The 20,440-nt window shown below is 36.1% G+C and carries 21 protein-coding genes and 1 pseudogene; 15 read left to right on the top strand and 7 right to left on the bottom strand.

What is annotated here, in order from left to right:
* The first annotated feature begins 11 nt into the window (after positions 1–11).
* From B5771_RS02570 to B5771_RS02600, 7 genes are all read left to right on the top strand, one after another.
* Positions 12–1,718: a methyl-accepting chemotaxis protein gene (locus tag B5771_RS02570; RefSeq protein ID WP_088186105.1), complete on the top strand. Its 1,707-nt coding sequence runs from the start codon at positions 12–14 to the stop codon at positions 1,716–1,718.
* A gap of 410 nt (positions 1,719–2,128) precedes the next feature.
* Positions 2,129–2,506 carry a BlaI/MecI/CopY family transcriptional regulator gene (locus B5771_RS02575; RefSeq protein ID WP_088186106.1) on the top strand — a complete coding sequence of 126 codons (378 nt, stop codon included), beginning with the start codon at positions 2,129–2,131 and terminating at the stop codon, positions 2,504–2,506.
* A 2-nt stretch (positions 2,507–2,508) separates the two neighbouring features.
* On the top strand, positions 2,509–4,020 hold the full coding sequence (locus tag B5771_RS02580; RefSeq protein ID WP_172408128.1) for a M56 family metallopeptidase: 1,512 nt from the start codon (positions 2,509–2,511) through the stop codon (positions 4,018–4,020).
* A gap of 12 nt (positions 4,021–4,032) precedes the next feature.
* Positions 4,033–4,545, top strand: a complete 513-nt coding sequence (locus B5771_RS02585; RefSeq protein ID WP_088186108.1) for a hypothetical protein — start codon at positions 4,033–4,035, stop codon at positions 4,543–4,545.
* 70 nt (positions 4,546–4,615) lie between these two features.
* Positions 4,616–4,951, top strand: coding sequence for a hypothetical protein (locus B5771_RS02590; protein WP_140417680.1), 336 nt, complete (start codon positions 4,616–4,618; stop codon positions 4,949–4,951).
* 23 nt (positions 4,952–4,974) lie between these two features.
* Positions 4,975–6,036 carry a hypothetical protein gene (locus B5771_RS02595; RefSeq protein WP_088186110.1) on the top strand — a complete coding sequence of 354 codons (1,062 nt, stop codon included), beginning with the start codon at positions 4,975–4,977 and terminating at the stop codon, positions 6,034–6,036.
* A 208-nt stretch (positions 6,037–6,244) separates the two neighbouring features.
* Positions 6,245–6,568 (top strand): thioredoxin family protein, encoded by a 324-nt coding sequence (locus tag B5771_RS02600; protein ID WP_088186111.1) that lies wholly within the window; start codon positions 6,245–6,247, stop codon positions 6,566–6,568.
* A 585-nt stretch (positions 6,569–7,153) separates the two neighbouring features.
* Here B5771_RS02600 and B5771_RS02605 read toward each other — a convergent pair.
* From B5771_RS02605 to B5771_RS02620, 4 genes and pseudogenes are all read right to left on the bottom strand, one after another.
* Positions 7,154–7,390: pseudogene (locus B5771_RS02605) on the bottom strand (permease); the annotation flags it as partial.
* Between the two features lie 121 nt (positions 7,391–7,511).
* Positions 7,512–7,745 carry a thioredoxin family protein gene (locus B5771_RS02610; RefSeq protein WP_088186112.1) on the bottom strand — a complete coding sequence of 78 codons (234 nt, stop codon included), beginning with the start codon at positions 7,743–7,745 and terminating at the stop codon, positions 7,512–7,514.
* 13 nt (positions 7,746–7,758) lie between these two features.
* Complete coding sequence (locus tag B5771_RS02615; RefSeq protein ID WP_088186113.1) at positions 7,759–8,064, bottom strand: metalloregulator ArsR/SmtB family transcription factor; 306 nt, start codon at positions 8,062–8,064, stop codon at positions 7,759–7,761.
* Between the two features lie 648 nt (positions 8,065–8,712).
* Positions 8,713–9,018 carry a zinc-ribbon domain containing protein gene (locus tag B5771_RS02620; protein ID WP_047810657.1) on the bottom strand — a complete coding sequence of 102 codons (306 nt, stop codon included), beginning with the start codon at positions 9,016–9,018 and terminating at the stop codon, positions 8,713–8,715.
* Between the two features lie 657 nt (positions 9,019–9,675).
* On the opposite strand from B5771_RS02620, the gene B5771_RS02630 reads away from it, so the two are divergent.
* Positions 9,676–10,035 carry a TfoX/Sxy family protein gene (locus B5771_RS02630; RefSeq protein WP_088186115.1) on the top strand — a complete coding sequence of 120 codons (360 nt, stop codon included), beginning with the start codon at positions 9,676–9,678 and terminating at the stop codon, positions 10,033–10,035.
* 200 nt (positions 10,036–10,235) lie between these two features.
* Here B5771_RS02630 and B5771_RS02635 read toward each other — a convergent pair whose 3' ends face one another.
* A complete protein-coding gene (locus tag B5771_RS02635; RefSeq protein ID WP_088186116.1) occupies positions 10,236–10,790 on the bottom strand; it encodes an XRE family transcriptional regulator in 555 nt (184 codons plus the stop codon).
* Positions 10,791–10,906: 116 nt separating this feature from the next.
* On the opposite strand from B5771_RS02635, the gene B5771_RS02640 reads away from it, so the two are divergent.
* From B5771_RS02640 to B5771_RS02660, 5 genes are all read left to right on the top strand, one after another.
* Positions 10,907–11,500: a LysE family transporter gene (locus B5771_RS02640; protein ID WP_088186117.1), complete on the top strand. Its 594-nt coding sequence runs from the start codon at positions 10,907–10,909 to the stop codon at positions 11,498–11,500.
* A gap of 864 nt (positions 11,501–12,364) precedes the next feature.
* Complete coding sequence (locus B5771_RS02645; protein WP_088186118.1) at positions 12,365–12,802, top strand: MarR family transcriptional regulator; 438 nt, start codon at positions 12,365–12,367, stop codon at positions 12,800–12,802.
* 179 nt (positions 12,803–12,981) lie between these two features.
* Positions 12,982–14,322, top strand: coding sequence for an MATE family efflux transporter (locus B5771_RS02650; protein WP_088186119.1), 1,341 nt, complete (start codon positions 12,982–12,984; stop codon positions 14,320–14,322).
* Positions 14,323–14,700: 378 nt separating this feature from the next.
* Positions 14,701–15,663 (top strand): YafY family protein, encoded by a 963-nt coding sequence (locus B5771_RS02655; RefSeq protein ID WP_088186120.1) that lies wholly within the window; start codon positions 14,701–14,703, stop codon positions 15,661–15,663.
* 118 nt (positions 15,664–15,781) lie between these two features.
* Positions 15,782–16,411 (top strand): type 1 glutamine amidotransferase family protein, encoded by a 630-nt coding sequence (locus B5771_RS02660; RefSeq protein WP_088186121.1) that lies wholly within the window; start codon positions 15,782–15,784, stop codon positions 16,409–16,411.
* Positions 16,412–16,619: 208 nt separating this feature from the next.
* On the opposite strand, the gene B5771_RS25000 is transcribed toward B5771_RS02660, so the two are convergent.
* A complete protein-coding gene (locus tag B5771_RS25000; RefSeq protein WP_282433310.1) occupies positions 16,620–16,745 on the bottom strand; it encodes a hypothetical protein in 126 nt (41 codons plus the stop codon).
* Positions 16,746–16,912: 167 nt separating this feature from the next.
* Between B5771_RS25000 and B5771_RS02665 the strand changes: the two genes are divergently transcribed.
* Positions 16,913–17,737, top strand: coding sequence for an AraC family transcriptional regulator (locus B5771_RS02665; protein ID WP_088186122.1), 825 nt, complete (start codon positions 16,913–16,915; stop codon positions 17,735–17,737).
* Positions 17,738–17,749: 12 nt separating this feature from the next.
* Here B5771_RS02665 and B5771_RS02670 read toward each other — a convergent pair whose 3' ends face one another.
* The gene (locus B5771_RS02670; protein ID WP_088186123.1) at positions 17,750–18,142 is read right to left on the bottom strand and encodes a cupin domain-containing protein; all 393 of its coding nucleotides are present in this window, start codon (positions 18,140–18,142) and stop codon (positions 17,750–17,752) included.
* Between the two features lie 341 nt (positions 18,143–18,483).
* Between B5771_RS02670 and B5771_RS02675 the strand changes: the two genes are divergently transcribed.
* Entirely contained in the window at positions 18,484–19,584 is a 1,101-nt protein-coding gene (locus tag B5771_RS02675; protein WP_242966710.1) for an NAD(P)/FAD-dependent oxidoreductase, read from the top strand.
* Positions 19,585–20,440: the final 856 nt, after the last annotated feature.

Consider the following 20,440-nt stretch of genomic DNA (forward strand, 5'->3'; position numbering starts at 1 on the left):
GAGGGTATTTTGTGTTAAGATATGTAAACATAAGATTTAAAATCCTTATTAGCTTCTGCCTAATTTTAGTAATGATGCTACTTACTACTATTTGCGCTTATTATAATTTTAATCATATGGAAAAAGCAGCGAATGAAGTAACTAACGAGATACTTCCACTTGAAAAGATCAAAGAAACAACTACTTCTGAATTGGTCAGTGAAGAAGCGGATGTCCGTGGTTACATTGCAAGTAATGGAGATGATCGTTTTCTGGAATCTTACAGTACCAGTCGTAAAAACCTTGATCAAGACATCACAAATATTAAGAAATACCTTTCAATAGATTCATATTTAGAAGCAATGATTGAAAACGAGACAATTCCCAATATTAAAGTTATTCAAACTCATTTTGATTCTCAAATTGAGCTTGTTAAAACGGGTAAACTCGAGACGGCACGAGATCGCCTAAGCGATGGAAAAGGATATATGGATGCCTATAATCATGTCCAAGTAAAAATGAATAAGGAAATAAATGAATTGAACGATAGTGCCCTAGACAATATCAGAACTGCAAATCTTGAAGCTAAATGGATTATGGGTCTAATCTTTGTAATTAGTTTAGGAGTTAGCTCAATTATTGGAATGCTTCTTTCGCGAATTATCGCAGTTAGACTTAAGCGTAGTGTTGCATCGTTACAAGAAATTGCAAAAGGAAACTTGCTAATTGAACCAATAAGGGTTGATTCGAAAGATGAAATTGGTGAGTTGGGAAATGCAATTAATACGATGCAAAATTCGATAAGAGAAATTGTTAAAGCTATAAAGATTGAAACGGAGCATGTAAATCAGGCATCGAAAATCACAAATAAAAGCATTTTCGGTCTTACCAGCAATTTGGAAGACATATCTGCTACAGTCGAGCAATTATCAGCAGGGATGGAAGAAACGGCATCTTCTGCCGAGGAAATGAATACTATGTCTGGAGAAATAGAGAACGCTGTTGAAACCATTGCTAAAAGAGCTCAAGATGGAGCTAAATCTGCTGGTGAGATAAATGAGAGAGCAATCCAATTGAAAAATAATTCTACGGTCCTTCAGACAGATGCCAATGAAACTCGTATTAGTATCAAAAAAGTTATGGATGAAGCACTGGAAAAAACAAACGAAGTTGAAAAAATTCGATTATTGTCAGAAGCAATACTAGAGATATCAGCACAAACCAATCTTTTGGCATTAAATGCAGCTATTGAAGCAGCAAGAGCTGGTGAAGCGGGAAGGGGCTTTTCCGTTGTTTCTGAAGAAATTAGGAAACTGGCGGAAAAATCAAAAGCGACAGTAGATGAAATACAAATTACGACAGATATAGTTTTCGACGCTGTTAAAAATCTTGCAGATGCATCAAAACGGACATTGGAATACATAGAAACAAAAGTAGTCGATAGCTATAAAGAGTCTGTAAAAGTAGGCGAAAACTATGGGAAGGATGCTTTTTATATTAATGAATTTGCGACAGATTTAAGTGCAACTTCCGAAGAGCTCTTGGCATCAATAAAGACTGTTTCTGAAGCGATGAATGAAATAACAACTGCTAGTAATGAAGGGGCAGAAGGAACCGCAAATGTTGCAGATAAGGTTACAAAAATTAAGGAGAAAGCAGATGAAGTTGAGGGCGAAATGACTACTATTAAACAGAGCGCAGATTACTTAAAAGACTTAGTTTCTAAATTTGCAGTTTAATAGAACATTCGAAATACTAAAGTATCTTGGAAGTTATGAATAGTCTGTTCTAAAGGATCCGTTATAGAATATGATCACACAATGTGTTTTCCGAACCGACAAATCTCACTGACCAGGCACGTTGAGTGCGTGGTGAGTTTGAAAACACTAACAGATTAAAAACCAGCTTGTGGTGCTGATTTCAAGAATAGGTGTTAAATTGTTAAACAATTCATATAGGACTACCCTTGAGACTGTTATTGATTTAGAAAACTGTAAGGGTTGGAATTTGCCAGAGAGTTAAAATAACACTCTGGCTTTTATATTTATACATTGAAAAAATTTATATGAATGGAAATTATTGTTGACAGACACATTTACGCGTGTAATAATAATTACAAATGTAATTAAAAATCGAAGGAGGATTATACATGTCTGAGATTCCTAAGATATCGGATGCTGAGTGGGAAGTGATGAAAATAGTTTGGTCGAAGACTTATCCGTGTACAGCAAATGAAATCGTAGATGCGTTAGATGGCATAGCTGAATGGAAACCTAACACAGTAAAATCATTAATCACAAGGCTAGTAAAGAAAAAAGCTTTAGGTTACAAAGAAGAGCGCAGAATGTATTTGTACTATCCTCTGGTCACTGAGTCTGAGTGTATTAGGTCAGAGACTAAATCTTTTGTAAGCCGAGTTTTTGGCGGGGCATTTAAACCGATGTTAGTTACCTTTCTTCAAGAGGAAAAATTATCTAAGAATGATATTGAAGAACTTAAACGCATACTTGAGAAAAGGAAGGGGTGACAGTGCCGCCACTACATCCAGATTTGATTCGTTTTTTTGATTGGGTTTGGCAGACTTCAGTAAAGGTGAGTGTCTTAATCATCTTCTTATTGTTGGTAAAAACTGTTTTTAAAACTAAGATTAGTGCACGCCTACATTACCTTTTATGGTCTATTGTAATTGTCAGTTTGCTCCTACCCTGGACAGCTCAGAGTTCCCTTAGTCTATACAATTTTGTTAAATTAGACACACAGCGATCATTTACGAATATGGGTGTAAAATCTTCTTCGGTTTCTGACCCAGCAAATATTGGCGGTTCAAACGAAATGATTTCTACTCCACTTCAACCAGGTGCCGTTGTCAAGAATAATTCAGGTAAGATTGCGAATTCCGACGTGTTTCCATATCGGTACAAAAATTTATTAGTGTCAATTGGAACTTCACCGTTTACATATAGCGTATTGTTCTTTATATGGATTATAGGTATTGTTGTCTCACTGGTCGTTACTCTATTTGTTAATAGAAGGTTCGCTCATGGAATAGAGGCTCAAGCTGTGAATGACCTGAAGTTGCTTAATGCCTTTAATGAGGCTAAACAAAAACTAAATATTCAGGGAACAATTCCTTTAATTTTAACGAAGACGGTAACATCTCCTTCGCTTTTTGGTTTATTTCATCCTAAACTATTAATTCCAGCGGGGGTTTTAGACAAATTTAATCCGGCGGAGCTTAGCCATGTTTTCATACATGAATTATTTCACCACAAGCGAAGAGACGTTATGGTTAATTGGTTTACACAGGGGTTATTAATTGTGCATTGGTTTAACCCAATATTTCGGTACGCCTTTTATAGAATGCGGGAAGACCAAGAAATTTCCTGCGATGCAAAGACTATGGAGTATGTTGGAATTACTGATCCTAAGAATTATGCCTATACACTTATCAAGTTAGCAGAGAACAACATGAAAACGCCTAAAATTGCTGGCCTTGCTAGTTTGTCTGGTTCTGGAACACAAATAAAAAGGAGAATCAAAATGATAAAAGTTTTTCGAAAAGTATCCTTAAAGTGGTCGATATTAGTTGTTACATTAGTAATTGTTCTGGCAGCAATAACTTTGAGCAATGCTAAGGCGAGTACTCCTGATAAAAGTAGAGATGCATCAACAATGACAACTATCAATTCGGGAATTGCCCAGTCTAATCAATCCTCATATATATCGGACGGAAGTTTTAACTACCGCAAGTATCTGCCATTTACCCCATTACTACCAAGCTACACCGCTGGATATCAGCTTACCAATTCAGAAATAAACTCCCCCTACCACTATACTGCTGAATATGGTGGTAATCCAAACTCCTTACCCCCATTAGTACCGGCATTTAGCATAAATGAGAATCCACCCAATGAATTTAACCAACCAAATAATGATCAATTGCCAAAAACTCAAATCCAAATTGGCAAATTGTCTGCAACCGCAATTGAGGATAACAAAGCACTGAATAGTATACAATTCACAAAGAATGAGGTGGAGTAAACAGTTGCTGGAGTGGTTTCTATAGAAGAATTGAAGAGAATCTGCGAAAGTTTAGTTGTCTCAGTTAAAATTCCTCCAACAAATATTTATATCGATGAAAGGAGTCTTCCTACGTCAGATAAGTTGAGTTTTAAGACTCTTCAACCTGGGGATATTGTCGTTCCAGAGGGATATAAATTTCAATTTAAAGAATCCAATATAAATTATAAAGGTAATGAACAGTCAGAGTCCTGTTTAATTGAATATTCGTTTCAAGATACATTATATCCTTGTTTGGAAGTAGTAATGTACAATGGAGACACTCCGTTTGGAGCCCCGAAGTTAAAAACTGGATCGAATTTTGACACCAAACTAATTGAGGGAACTGAAGTTAAACTACGTAAAACCCAAAGTGATACATTACTTGCTGCAATGTTTACGTATAAAAACGGTTTGAAATATGAAGTTATTACTCCGGTTCTACCGGAATCAGAGGTCGAGAAAGTGGTTATTTCAATTTTGCAGGCTTCTGCAAAATTGAAATAACATACCTTTATTTAAGCGTAACTTTCCGCAAATATTCTTGGATTTTTTGCAAAAAATTTGATCGTAGAATTTGGCACAATATATTAAGATTAAGCAAAATATGGCGAGGGATGAGCAGTTCTATTCGGTGATTGGTGATGACTGTGAGATCGCTCCAAATAGCGGTTTAAATTTCTTGGTAACGATAACGGACGATTTTGCAGCGAGTTCTCCCATTAAAGAACTGGCAGACTCAAAAAATTTTTTCGCGCAATACAAAGGTAAACAAATTGAGTTTTTAATCTATGATATCAACAACTTTAAGTTAAACAGGGAAAAGTTAGTCGCTCGTCAACCTAGCAAGACTCCTTCAATTTCGCAGGATGGGATGTGGTTGCCTGGTGGATACTGGAAGGTGGGGGGTTAGCCAGAAGTATTGAGGGGGTGATTTTGATTTATTGCGATTTGTTCATTCTAAGGAGGCAAATTGTAGTTAAAAGAATATGTACTCTTCTTTGTTTTTCGGTATTTGTTCTAATAAGCGCGTGTTCTCCAAATGCTGATTCCCGAGGCCATTTATTAAGTAATTTGCCGAATAGCAAAGCTAGTTCGAGCGTGATACATATCAATCCGAGTGTGGGTACAAATTCAATACCGGAAAGGATTATTATCTATAACAAAGGACACATGGTAGTCTTTAATAAAGACGATACAGAATTTAAATCTTTAAAAGGCTTTATATATCAAGTACTCAGTGACAAATCTATAAACGATCAAGTGAAGCTTGCAATTGTTAAAGGAGATGTTTCAGAACTTACGAAACAACTTGCTATAGAATTCGTATATACTGTTCCAGTTGAGTTTAGATACCCTGATGGTTCAACGCAGATGATTACGAAATTTCTAATAGGTCCTGTTGGTTCTTCTAATAAAACAAATACGTTCATTACCGCACCAGCGAATAACGGGCTGTACTCAGGAAAACTTTTTGTGGTTCAAACTGATTCTTCATATGAAGGGTTTTTGTTGAATGCAATAAATAAGATGAATTATAACAATATAAATACAAACTCATCAACTTATCATGGAAGAAAATCAGGAATAGATCAGAAGCTGGTTTTGCCTGATGGAAAGGTTGTAACAGAGTTCGATGCAGAGCCTACTAAATGGGGTGATCTCAAATTACAGCTTCTGACTATGACGGTGTTAGAAGCACGGCCAGTGGAAGATGCTATGGGGGTTGCTTCAGAAGTTATGTCTCAAAAGCAGGTTAATCTTCCATTAGGTTCTGGTACCTTGGTTCTTGTAAAAGAAGAGCCCTCAGTTGCTGAGCAAATACAGTCGAACGGTTTTGCTAAGTCTACGTTCGAATATTGGTTAATGGTATTTCGTCCATATACTCAAGGATCTGGTATGGTGTTGGACTACACGATACGTGCTATGTTTAATGGAAATCGGGGACAAGCTGAGGGTGAGTTGTTAGATATTGCTAAGAGTTGGAAAGTGCCGTGAACTTCCAGACATATCCTCAATAACCAATCTCCCACACCACCCCCAAATCCCCATAAACCCCAGCCACCCGTCAAGCCTCCGAACTCCTTCAATCCCGCAGGATGGAATGTACTTACCTGGTGGATACCGGAGTTGGAGTGAGGAATCGATGGGTTTATGGGCTGATGAGACGGAACTCATATTTACATAAAATTGGAGATCGATCACAATGACAATTGAATCAGCTATTTATATTCAATCAAAAGAGCAACTTAATCAACTCATGGAACAAGAGAAGGTGATTTTCCTTTATTTTACTTCCCAAGACTGTAAGGTTTGCCATGCTGTTTTTTCAAAGCTGATGAATTTAATAGATCCTCAATCGATCAAGGTTGCAAATATTAGTGTAAATGAGCATGTGGAAATTGCAGGACAATTATTGGTTTTTACGGTGCCAACAATACTTATAGTTCATGAAGGCAAAGAAATTCTTAGAGAAAGCCGTTTTATTGATTTCCAGAAGGTCGAAAGAATCCTAAACTTTTTAAAATAAGTAAATTCTTTAGACCAAAGTGTCATATTGGAGATTTTATCGTTTCTGATTTTGCAAAAAACCTCAACCCCAAAATAATTCCCAGCTCGCAAGTCAAGCCACCGGAACTCCTTCAATCCCGCAGGATGAGATGTGCTTGCTTGTACGAGTGAGGGGGCTCTTGTTGCCGTAAATATCGCTCTATAAGAACCATGGCTTATTGGCAAAATCATTGCGGACAGTTTTGAGGGTGATTCACTAAAGAATGAAGATGTTGCTACTCTGAGAGACCAGCGTGAAAAAGCGAAAAGGAATATTCGATCAATACTATTTTGGTTTCTGATGCATGGGTTGAGATGGAAAAGAGTAATAGATGCTGATACTGAAATAATCGAACAGGCTAGTCTATCCAGAAAGGGATTCTATTGCGGTGATTTATACCTCAAGAAGAAATAGCCTCTTATAAAGTATAGCCAGTAGTACAATAATGTCTAAGTGTATTTACAACGGACTCGAAAAAATTGATACGAATTTGTGAAAGGAAGAGGGTAATTAGGGGTTTGAGAATAACTTAGTCTCAAAACAACCAATGAGTTTAAGAGTAAATTATGAAATGATAAAGTTAAACATATAACCCGTAAAAATGATTCCACAGCCGACAATAGTTACGAAAATCACAAGCAGTTTTGGCTTTAAAACCTTACGCAGTAAGATCATTTCTGGAATGCTCAAGGCGGTGACCGCCATCATGAAAGCAAGTGCGGTGCCCATAGCGACACCTGCTCTGGTTAACTCACTGACCAGCGGAATGACTCCAGCAGCATTCGAATATAACGGGATGCCGAAGTATGTAATTATTATTTTTCAAGAGAAGCAGGCCTAAAAGAGAAAAAAAACCGTCATCCTCAGATGGCGGTTTTAAAAGTATCATGGTTAATGATAGGCAAGGAACCTTTGCTTATTCTTATGCTTGAATTAACTTCTTGATTTCTGCAGTAGACAATACTTTTCCGTAGGATTTAACCTTTTCGTCAATAACAAATCCCGGGGTTCTCATGACGCCATATTTCATGACTTCTTTAATATCCTCAACTTTTGTTATTGAGGCATCGATTCCCATTTCTGCAATAGCCGCTCTGGCATTAGCCTCTAATTTCTTACAGTTGGCACAACCGCTGCCTAGAATTTTAATCTCCATTTTCAGTTCCTCCTTAAGTAATTGATTCTTGAATGCTCTTAATATGGGCAATAGCAAAATCATCCGTTAGTTCGATAATTGCTTTTACTTTTTCGCTGCTAATACGGTAATGAACATTGAGACCAACTCTCTCGCTGACGAGTACACCGGCCTCTTTGAGGATCTTTAAGTGCTGTGATAAGTTAGATTGGCTAAATTCTACATCTTCAGTGAGTTTACAGACACATTTCGGTTCATCAAGCAAAAATTTGACAATCTTATAACGAATAGGATGGCCTAGCGCCTTTAAAACTTTGGCACTCAATTCAATTTGGTTCATAATGTTCACCTTTTTCGGTATAATTGTTTTACGAATTAATTATATTATAAAATACTTATATAATCAAATAATCAATTTCAAGTTATTCATTTCGAATGAATGTCACAAAGAAAACTAAACCAAAGTACTAATGCCACTTGTTCATATCTAAAAAGTTGGATGTGTATAGCAAGCAACGTACGTAATAGGTAATATCATTTTATAAAGCCTAGGCAGTTTTCGAGGTAAATATCTCTAATACAAAGTATTTGTTTTCATACTCGAATATATCGCACACAATTCCTGCCTGCAGATTTAGCCTGGTAGATCATGTCATCTGCCTTTTGCACTGTACTATTGTATCAACCGTATCTGCGGTATTGTTATAACACACAAACCGCTAGAACGTTTTGGGGGAACAGCAATTTGTCCTGGTGCAGTGGTATAATTAGGAATAAGTTGGAGGAGGGCGGTTAGAACTGGCCTGTCCTCCAATTCCGTCAATTGGCGGACAACTCAAAGCTGCAATATTACGTTCAGTAAAGCGGGAATTGTTATGTAGCCGGAAAGCTGGAGGGGGGTGTAGAGTTTGAGTTGAATATAAACTAACGTTTGCCAGAAAATAAAAAACTTCCCTAGCTTTAAGCCAGGGAAGACTTTTTGAACGATTTACCAATTATTACGTCGTTGTGACTGGAAGCAGTCACGGCAATAGACTGGTTTGTCACCAGATGGTTGGAAAGGAACCATGGTCTCTTTTCCACATTCAGCGCAAACTGCTGGGAACATTTCTCGTTGCTGGCGACCGTATCCGCCATTATTACCACGAGTTTGTTGCTTTCGGGCTGCACGACAGGATGGGCAACGACCCGGTTCATTAGTGAATCCTTTTTCAGCATAGAATTCTTGTTCATTGGCGGAAAAAACGAATTCTTGACCACAATCTCTGCAAACAAGGGTTTTGTCTTCGAACATAAAAAAACCTCCTAAATTTTCTGCCCGCAGATGTGGGATGTAATCTTCCCATAGCTTTAGGCAATTAAGAAGGTTTTTTGGATATCCACATTTTCTAACGAGCACCTCATAGTATAGCAGAATAGAGGCTAACCCACAACCAATTATTCGGAAATATTTAAAACATCTCCGATACCCAATTCACTCACGCCCTCGCTATCCCCAACTCCAAATACCTATAAGCCCCAGCCACTCGTCAGGCCACCGAACTTCTTCAATTGCGCAGGAGGGATGTGCTTACCTATCGGATACGGGAAGGTGGTGGGTAGTCTGATTAGGCGGTATTGCACGTTTGTAGGATAATGCGTCAAACTCCAATCAAAGTTAGTGATATTGATACTATATGTTTAAAAATTATTTCTCTCTGGAAAGGAGTTGTTTATATGCAATTTCTTTTAAAAGAAATTATCGAATTTGTAACATTTTTTATTCTCTTAACTATACTTTTATATTATTTAGTAGAAATTTCGTTTTCTAAAGCTGTTATAATGGCATTGGTTATTTGGGCTATTTCCTCTGCTTTTAATTTTATTTTAAAGACTATTGCAAAGCGAATAAAACGGTGTTAATTCTCTGTGATAATTTGTAATAGGCTAATAGCATTAGTAAACAAAATTTATGTCAGTTAGCGAAAGTTACAAAGATTTTGTAGTAGACCAACTTGGAAGATTAGGTTATGTTACGGTCAAAAAGATGTTTGGCGGGGCTGGTATTTACTATGACGGTTTGATTTTCGGGTTACTTGCCGATGACATTCTTTATTTTAAAGTGGATGACTCTAATAAGTCAGATTATATAATGGCAGGCATGCAACCATTCAAACCATTTGATGACAAGCCCATGTTAATGCCATATTATGAGGTTCCTGTTGATATTTTGGAAAACAGAGAACAGTTAGTGGAATGGGCGATGAAAGCTTTATTTGCATCAAGAAATAATCCCACAAAGCCTAAGAAGCATAAAGCGGAAAGAGCATAGCCGCTCTGATAGAGGGGTAATTGGCAGGCAACCTTCGGGATGCCTTGATATAAGTCAATTATTTTAAGGAGCGGCACATTTATTGTATGTGGGTTTTGAGGATTTGTATTTGCGTGGAAATTTATTAGTTTTAAACCTTATTTAGACTTTATTAAAAAGGACGAGTTGTCTTCTTTGTAAGCAGCTTGCCCTTATTTATTTCATTCAGGATAGTAAATGACCATGCTCAAAAGGCAAATATCATTGCCGGTATTTTTATAGACATGAGGGCGATCAGCCTTAAAACGGACGGATGAACCACAATCAATGGTCAGTTCCTGTTCGTCGACGATGACAACTAGATTACCTGAAAAAGCAGTGATAAACTCTTGTGTTCCCTGCGGGTGAGCTTCAGCCTCTAGGTACCCTCCGGTATCCAATTCGATATAATAAGTTTCAAAACGCCGTTTACTATCAAACGAAAACATGGGATAATTTCGAAACTTCCCATCATTTTCAAGCAACGGATGAACAGATGTTTTCTCAATCACTTCATAATCATTCTCAGGGCGCAGCATTAACTCTGTGAAGGATATTTTTAAGCCGTTAGCGATTTTCCAAACGATGGAAATTGTGGGATTCACATCTCCACGTTCAATTTGCCCGAGCATACTTTTACTAACGCCGGACAGTTTTGCAACGGCATCCAGACTTAACTTCTTTTGCTCTCTTAATCGCTTTAAGTTATCAGAAAAAACGATATTAATATTCTCCAAAAGAAACCCCTCCAACTATTGACGATATAGTGCACTAAATGTACAATATAATAAACCGTACGGGATATTGTCTGCATATGTTTAGTATATCATACAAAAGTTGAGGAGGAAAATTGATGACAAATTTAATGGCATTTTTATCGTTTGCATTCTTAACGGCTTATACGCCTGGTCCAAACAACATCATGGCAATGACCAATGCCGGTCAAAACGGGTTTAAGAAAGGCTTCCGTCTCAATTTAGGAATTCTGATTGGTTTTATCGTTGTCATGACATTGAGTGCCATATTTAGTTCAATACTTTATCAGTATATTCCCGCCGCTGAACCATATATGTTCATTTTAGGTACCATCTACATCCTTTGGTTAGCATGGACGATTGTAAAAGATAAGCCACATGAGGATAAAACTATTAAATTAAAACTTAACAGTGTTTTCACGGGTGCCGTTCTCCAGCTTATTAATCCTAAAGTTATTTTATATGGAATTACAGCGTTTTCTACGTTTATACTCCCGTATTATCACACATTACCCAAGCTTTCGGTGTTTATTCTGATATTGTCCGTCATCGGTTTTTCTGGATGTTGCTGTTGGGCGATGTTTGGGGCGGCATTTCAAAAACTATTTACGCAACATAAAAAGGAACTCAATATTGTGATGGCACTTCTCCTTGTTTATTGCGCCATATCTTTAGGTTTATCAGCATTTTAGAGTATCTTTAAAATCCTAGAAGAGGTGGATACAAATTGACAAGAAAATTATGAGATATGGCTCCTTAATATTCCAAATTTAATGTTTCTATTCAATCGATTAAGTAATATCGTAGATGATTTATATTTAAAGCCGCCCGGCAAGGGCGGCATAATAATTATTAGTCACATTGGTTTAATTTATTTTTCCGTAATCTAACGGATTCTTCTCATCTGTGAGGCCATCAACAACACCACTTAAATGTTCCAAATCAAACGGTTTATCTAACATGAAATCTTTTTATCATCTTCATGACAAAACATTTCTTAGATAGTCCTCCTTATTGGGTGAGCTGTTTCATTTCTAATCGGTAGTATGATTTAGGGAACAAGCGGTACATTTAACATAATAAGGATATTCTTCATAGGGTTCTGAAATCCTTTCTCTTGAGAGAGGAAAAGAATCTGTTTTGGGCTTTACTGGGATCTTTCGCATCAAAGGTTTTATGGGATGATATCAGCATAAAAACAATAAAATATTAATATCGTTTCATAATTTTTCTTAAATATGATAAGATGACAGATATTGTCGGATACATTGATTCTAATCAATCCCCGGACTATAAAAGCAATTGTGTTAAGAAAATGTCTAAATCAACCTTTTGGAGTGAGACAATGAATGAGTGCTGTAGAAATACTAATTTTCGGAAAAATTGCAGCCATTATTTCGGCGAAGGACATGTTTGGTTAATGATATATCATAGGCAGTATAAGAATAGCACTATATGACGAAAAAGATAGATATAAAAAGATGTTGACTGTTAGAATTCTAATTATTATACTATAAATAGTTAGAGCTCTAATATAAGTTGCAGGAGGTACTTTAATGACGAAATATAGTTCCTTTTTAGAAAATCCATATTCTGATTTAATAAGAACTATTGCTTGGAAAATAAAAGCAAAGGCTGACCAAAATATAAACGCATTAGGATTGAATTCACAACAAGGTCGTATGATTGGTTATATTTATGAACACCAAGATAGTGGAATTATTCAAAAAGATTTAGCAGTTGTTTTTCAACGCAAAGGAGCAAGTATTACTAGTATGCTTCAAGGATTAGAGAAAAAAGGATACATTGAAAGAAGAATTACCATTAATAATGAAAGACAAAAAAATATTTATGTATTACCAAAGGGTGTTGAATTAATACAAGATTTTAATGAAGCATTTGGGAAAGTAGAGAAAAGTATTACTGAAAATTTGACTGAAAGTGAAAAGGAGACTTTATTGTCTCTATTAGCGAAGGTAAATCAAAATCTATAATTACCAAATCTAAAAGTAGATTTGAATTAATTTATGTAGACTATTAGCATAGTTATAGTTAGAATTCTAATAATAATAATCCTAATGATTAGAAATCTTAGGATGTAGCATTCTATTAATATTGGCGGCTAAATAGTTAATCATTAATTTGTACAAAAAAGGAATACAGGAGGGTAAAAATGGAACAAACATTAACAAATGAATATTATTTAGACAAGGCTCCTATTAATAAGGCAATTGCACATTTATCAATTCCAATGATGATTGGGATGTCAGTTGGTACAGTATATAACGTAATTAATGCTTTCTTCATCGGATTAATGCATAATACAGAAATGTTAACTGCTGTCACTTTAGGTTTACCGATTTTCACTATATTAATGGCTTTTGGGAATATGTTTGGAGTAGGTGGGGGAACATTTGTTACTCGTCTTATTGCACAAGAGAAAGTAGAAGAAGCAAAGGGAGTTGCAGGATATACTTTTTATAGCAGTATTATAGCCTCAATTTTAATCGCTATCATTGCTTTCCTTATAATTAATCCTCTTGTTAAGACCTTGGGAGGAGATATTGCTACCTTTGGTTATACGAAAAACTACGCTTTAACTATGTTTTTTGGTGGCTTCACTATAATATTAAATTTTGCATTAGAACAGGTTGTACGAGCCGAAGGAGCCTCAAAGGAATCTATGTATGGAATGGTTATCGGCACGGTGTTGAATCTTGCTTTTGACCCATTATTCATATTAATATTGAACTTAAATGTTACGGGGGTAGCATTAGCACTGATTTTATCTAATCTAGGTTCATCTATCTATTATATTTATTACTTACAAACAAGAAGCGAACATTTAAAGGGATTTATTAATTACTTTAGAACTTCTTTAAAAGATAAAATAGAAATATACAAAATTGGTGTTTCTGAGTTATTTATGGACACTTTTCTTATTATTACAACCCTTCTCTTAAATAATTTTTCGATTGGATACGGGGATAGTGTAGTAGCAAGTTTTGGTATAGCTTTAAGAATTGTACAAGTACCAGAATTTCTTTCCATGGGTCTTTCATTAGGGATTATTCCGTTAATAGCATACAATTTTTCTAATGGAAATTTTCAAAGATTAAAAGAAGGTATCAGACAATCATCTTTATGGATATTAGGACTGTCTAGTGTATTTGTTGCTTTAGTTTATATTTTCCGAACAACAGTAATACATCTATTCTCAAGCGATTTTACAGTATTGAGTGTTGGGGTATATATTATGACTGCAATGCTTATTTCTGCCCTATTTAATGGATTTACAACATTATTTACAGGAATTTTTCAAGCATCAGGTCAAGGGATACCTTCTATCATTATGTCTGTTACACAAGGGATTCTCTTTATACCAGTTATAATCATATTGCATAAGTTTTTTGAATTACATGGGGTTATATGGTCTATGACTGTTACCGAAGTTATCACTTTTATAGTTGGACTAATTCTATATATTTTATTTAACTATAGACTTAAAAATTAGTTCGGAATCTGAGGGAGGTTATTCTACTCATTTTAGTTAACATTTATATCTCCCCCCCTACAGAATGGAAGAAAAGTTGAAAAGGTTAAAGACTTCTTGATTAGGTGTCGCATAAGTAGAATTATATGCGTTAAGAAAAGGGGGAGGGTTTGAATATGGATTCAAGGAATACTCCTAAGTTAACAATTGTATTAGGTATAGTCTCGTAGTATATAGGAATAAATTGAATCGGTGCGTATTATGCTACCGATTGGTATGAATCTATGTAATAAATGTTGTGTTATTTATTCGTATTCTTCTCTTATAGCGTCGCCTGTCAAGTTCCTATAATTCTTATTTGAGTAAGGATAGAATAAATGTAAGAAATGAGGATGTCCAATGGCAAAAAACGATAATATGCTGGCGATTTTATGGATGCTTAATTCTGGATCAAAAATAACTGCGAAGCAAATAGCGGAAAAATTAGAGATAAATATTCGAACTGTTTACCGTTATATTGATTCGCTCTGCGCAAGCGGAGTACCGATTGTATCCGATGCAGGACAGAACGGTGGATATAGTTTACTGAGTAATTTTATCCATGCACCTTTGTTTTTCGATATTGACGAACAAAAAGCACTGCTTCATGCCGCCGTATTTGCCAACGAAGCGGGATACCCTTTCAGTGAGTCGTTAAACAATGCAACACAAAAATTAAAAATGTATTCAAACCGGGAACAGGAAAGTATCCTTAATCGCCACTTAGCCGGTTTCGAAGTGTTAAACCGTGATATTGCCCCGTCTGTTAAGCTGACATTGGAAGAACTGGAGTGGGCTGTAGCGAACGAATATTCTGTTGAAATTGAATACCGTACAAGCCATGATGAACAACCCCGGCCAAGAGTGATTGACCCTTATGGAATGCTCTATTGGAACAATAAATGGTATACGGTTGGATTTTGCCATCTTCGAAATGAAATCAGAAGTTTTCGGGCAGAACGGATCTTTCGGATACAACGGACGCAAATGATGTTTAAAAGGCCGGAAGCCTTTTCTGCCAGGAAATTTTTTATTCAAAATCTACTACCGGATTCTGAAAGTAAGGATGGGTTGGCCTCAGTAATTATTTGTGGCAGGTCAGAAGCTTTGGACGATTTGTGTATTCATTGGTTTTTAGGCCATCACCTGAAAGAGCGTACATTAAATCAAGCAGTTTTTTTATTAGATGAAAGAGCACTTCATGCCTATGTACCCCATTTTCTCTTATCTTACGGAAAGGCTATTCAAGTGATTGAACCGCAGAGTTTAAAGAAAAAGCTTGTTTCTATTGCATCGGAATTAATGGAATATTATCAATTATGATAGCTTCACTGACAGTAGTTGTCAGTGAAGCTGTTTTATTATGAAGATAAACGTCGTTCTTTATCATGGATGGATGTTTGATTAACACTTGAAAATTAAAAAAATGGAGGACATGCGTATGAATAATAATACTGTATATCTTTATGTATTTGATACAATGGCTGATTGGGAAGTTGGATTTTTGACTGCAGAGTTAAACTCAGGAAGGTATTTTAGGAAGGATGTATCACCAGTTAAAGTAGTAACTTTAGGACTTGAAAAGAAATATATTACTACAATGGGCGGGTTGAGAATACTACCTGATATTGATTTGGAAGAATGCAACATAAAAGAAACTGACGCTTTGATTTTACCTGGTGGTGAAACGTGGATGGAAACAATTCATCAACCAATATTAAGTTTAGCTAAACAATGTATCGATAAGACTATAATTGTAGCGGCGATATGTGGTGCGACAATGGCACTTGCTCAAAATGGACTTCTAGATTCAAGAAGTCATACGAGTAATGATTTGGGATATCTTAAAATGATGTGTCCTAACTATGCAGGAGAAAATCACTATATTCAACAATCTGCTATAACTGATGGAAAACTGATCACTGCTACTGGTATAGCCCCATTAGAGTTTACTGTACATGTACTAAAGATACTGGATGTTTTATTACCAGAAGCATTAGACGCTTGGTATAACCTTTATATAACACATGAACAAAAATATTTTTATGAGTTGATGAATTTGACGCGATAAATAGTTTTGTACAAGCATCAAAATTATAGCTACACCTGATTCAGCACTTTAACCTCTACTACTGCCTATCTAGATATTACCCCCCTGTGTTAGGATAGTTGACGTAAGAGCAATGAGAAAGTATCCTTGAAGGAACACAGCTCTTTTCACTATTCAACCGTCGCATTGATCTCTACTAGCTCCAGGCCACCAGCGACCCCAGCTAAATTTAAGAACCAGCCCGGACGCCAATTTTCTCAATTGGCAGACAACTCAAAGCGGCAATATTGCGTTCAGAATAGCGGGGATAGTTATTTGTCAGGAGTGTATCGGACAAAGGAACTCCAACAGCCAATGCTGTGAAATGCCCTTACCAAAGGCGATCACCGAACTGGGATGCTGGAGGGTGCTTTGGATGGAGTGATTAAAGGGAAAATATAGATGGGTCGAGTGAAGGGATGATGAGTTTTTCTCGGCATTTAAATAGAAATATTTCTAGTACTAGGGGATGTTAGATGTTAAATGAAAACCAGAAAAAGTGGGAACATAAAGTTCATAAGTATAAAATCAATTGAAGACTTACAAATAGTTATTGGTAAATCTGTAGATAATGTTTTCCCGAAGCATGTACATAAAAAATTCTGCATTGGACTTATTGAGGATGGGAATGCGTTATTTGTAATAAAAAATGATATTATACGGGTAGGTAAAGGATTCATTTATTTAATTAATCCTGATGAAGCCCATCAAATCAGACCTTCCAATCCGGAAGGTTTTAACCATATTGTCTTCTGCTTTGGCATTAACTTCATTCGCGATTTTTTTGATACTGATATCAACAGTTTTTGGTTAAATACACCAATTGTATATAATGAAATAGCCTGGAAAAAGATAAGTGAATTTAGGAATTTAGTCTTCGAATTACATTCAAAGATCGATTTAGAATATGAGATAATGAACGTATTCACAGAACTTTATCAATATTTTTCATTTGGTCAATTGAATAATTTCAATTTTGAAAGACAGTCATATAACATATCAAAAGTAAGTACTTACATAATGGAAAATTGTAAAAATAATATAAGCCTGCATGAACTGGCAGTCTATGCAGGCATGAGTAAGTTTCATTTTTCAAGGGTTTTTAAAAAAGAGGTTGGAATTTCTCCTTATGATTATCAAATTCAATCCAAATTGAAGCTTGCCAGAGATTTATTGCTGAATAAACAATCCGTGGCTGACGTTGCTATGGAGCTTGGCTTTACAGACCAAAGTCATTTTACCAGGTTTTTTAAAAAGAATACTGGTGTTACTCCAGCCCAGTTTAAAAAATTGAACATTGCATTATAACATTATATCTATCTACAATAGAGCAGGCGAAAACTTTGCAAGAATATAAATCTCTTCGCTTCCAGCGGTAACTTTATGGGGAATATCGGCTGGGATTAATGATATTATTCCAGCATAGTAATCAATAGTTTTTTCACCAATAATACAAACTCCAGATCCTTCTATGATCTCATGAACTTCAAGCTTTCCATTGTGAATGTGGGTGTCAATACTGCAACCGGGGTTTACTTTAACGAGATGACAACTCAAGGTACCATTCGTATCAATTCCTTTGATGAGGTGTTTTAAATAGACACCTTTAAATAAATTGTGTTCATTCCATTCAATTGTTTCGGTTTTAACATCATCGGTAAGCCCTACAACAATTCCCTTTTCAAATTTTTTCGATATTTTCTCCATCAACATAGTAATAAGCACCTACTTTCTTAAGATTTACAGTTAAACTATAACCTGGTTATGTAAAAGAATATTGTATAATATTGCTATCTTGTAAAGGGAAGAATAAGTGGGCAACATATATTTAAATAAAATTTGAGATCATTCATCATGAGAACTGAATCAGCTATTCATATCCGATTAAAAGAACAACTCAATCAGCTCATGGAACAAGAGAAGCCGATTATCCTATATTTTAGTTCCCGAGACTGTAATGTTTGCCATGCTGTTTTCAGCCCCCGCTCTCAGATGACCCTACTAAGACTTATACGATTCACTTGCAAAATTAAACGAAAGGGAACTTATAGGGTATGACATTGAAAGTTGCTATCATGGGAGCTGGCCTTTCTGGATTGGCTAGTGCGATAACATTAGAAAAGAACGGAATATATCCAACTATTTTTGAGAATAGGAGTCAGGTCGGAGATCGTTTTGTTAATGGTGAAGCATTTTTACCTGCTTTGAATAGACCGATCAATGATTGTTATGCTTATTTAGCAGAGGAACATGGCATATACTTACAACCATTAAACAATATAAAAAGGATTACTCTATTTTCCGAGAATAACCGAGCTACTTTACATGGTCACTTAGGCTTTTTGAATGTAAGGGGGAGAGATTACGACTCCTTAGAATGTCAATTAGCTAGGCAGGTTAGGTCGAAAATAGTATTTAACTCGGAATATACTTACGAAGACTTATTGCAAAATTACACACATATTGTTTTAGCTACTGGGGATGCGGCTTATACTGCTAAAATTCAAGATTTTCAAGAAGCATTAACTGTCACTCTTAGAGGGGTTACAGTCGAAGGAGACTTTGATAATCGCCAGGTGGGAATTTGGCTCAATTATTCTTTAGCCCCTCAAGGTTACGGCTATTTACTCCCGTTTTCAGAAAAGGAAGCCACTATTACTATGGGATACCCTGATTATCCTAAAAATCAAAGCTTGGATATTGATTCCCTTTGGTCTAAATTCTTCGAACATGTTTGTAAAGATTATAAACAGGATTTTAGAGTAACTGATAAGTTTGAAGTGACTCGATATAGTATGGGGATGTGTTATGCCCCACGGATCGGTAATACATTTTTTGTTGGTAATTGTTTTGGAGTCATGATGCCTGCATTTGGATTTGGACAGATTCCGGCAATACTCTCGGGGATATATGCGGCAAAGGATTTAAGTGGACTTGATCATTACGATGAACTTGTGAAACCTTTAAGACAGAGCTACAAGTATTCCCTTGCGGTTCGTCGAGCTTTGGAGAACTTCGACAACCACAAACTGGACACTTTGGTTAAATTGATTGATTCAGAGGTAGCAAATAAACTAATCAACAGCAAGCATATTGATTTTCTCAAGTTATTAGGTTTTTTGTTACAACCTTATTTAATCACGGGTTCACATTGATAGCCTCCGAGAGAATAGTTTAATGCAACCATTTTAACAACTATATAAAGAACTCGATGTGTTTTTTTTCAATTATTTACAACATAAGGAGAGGCAGACTTCCAAGATAGCGATTATAAACTGTGCTGGTACAACATTAATCGCTTTATCAGAAATATTTAAAATAAGTCTATCTCCACAAATTATTGATTCAGTAACTGGGATGCTTGGAGCGGGTAGATATGGAGCCCGGTGGGTTAGTTTCAGGAGCGATTATGGTTATTGGCATACTTGGAAAAGAAAAAGGGCTAGAACATGAGGACATAGTTGATAAGTGTAATAAGTTTGTTACAGGATTTGAAAATGAGTTTGGAAGTTTGAATTGTAGATCGGATCAAATGTAAAAAGCCTAGGCATTTACCTAGGCAAAAACCATTAAGCTGCTGCAGCGGCTGCGACCAATCTCAATAATGCAACCAAAAAGCCTAAGAATCCTAAGAATCCTAATAGTCCATAAATCCAAAAAATAGGCATTCCTTTTCACCTCCTCATTTAGAGTCCCCATAAGAATTAGAAGCTTCTTGATGTATACTATTCAGCATGTCCCTTTGGTGTTCATGTTCATAGGTTAATGTTAGCCCGCCCATCCCCGGATTCGGGAAGGGCGTCACTTTCCTTGACCCAAAGACATCCTTTTGCTTGGCCTCTGCCTTGACTGGCGTGGGTCTTTTTTGTGTGTGATAGACCGCCGTATTGATTTATACTGAAACCTGACCCCACTCTTTCATTGAATATTGACCCCCTCACAATAAAAAGATATCCTTTCTCAGTCAGTAGCAATTACATAGAGAAAGGATATCTGGGAGGAGAATGAAAG

The organism is Desulfosporosinus sp. FKA (assembly GCF_002196785.1).
GTDB classification, from domain to species: Bacteria; Bacillota; Desulfitobacteriia; order Desulfitobacteriales; family Desulfitobacteriaceae; genus Desulfosporosinus; species Desulfosporosinus acididurans.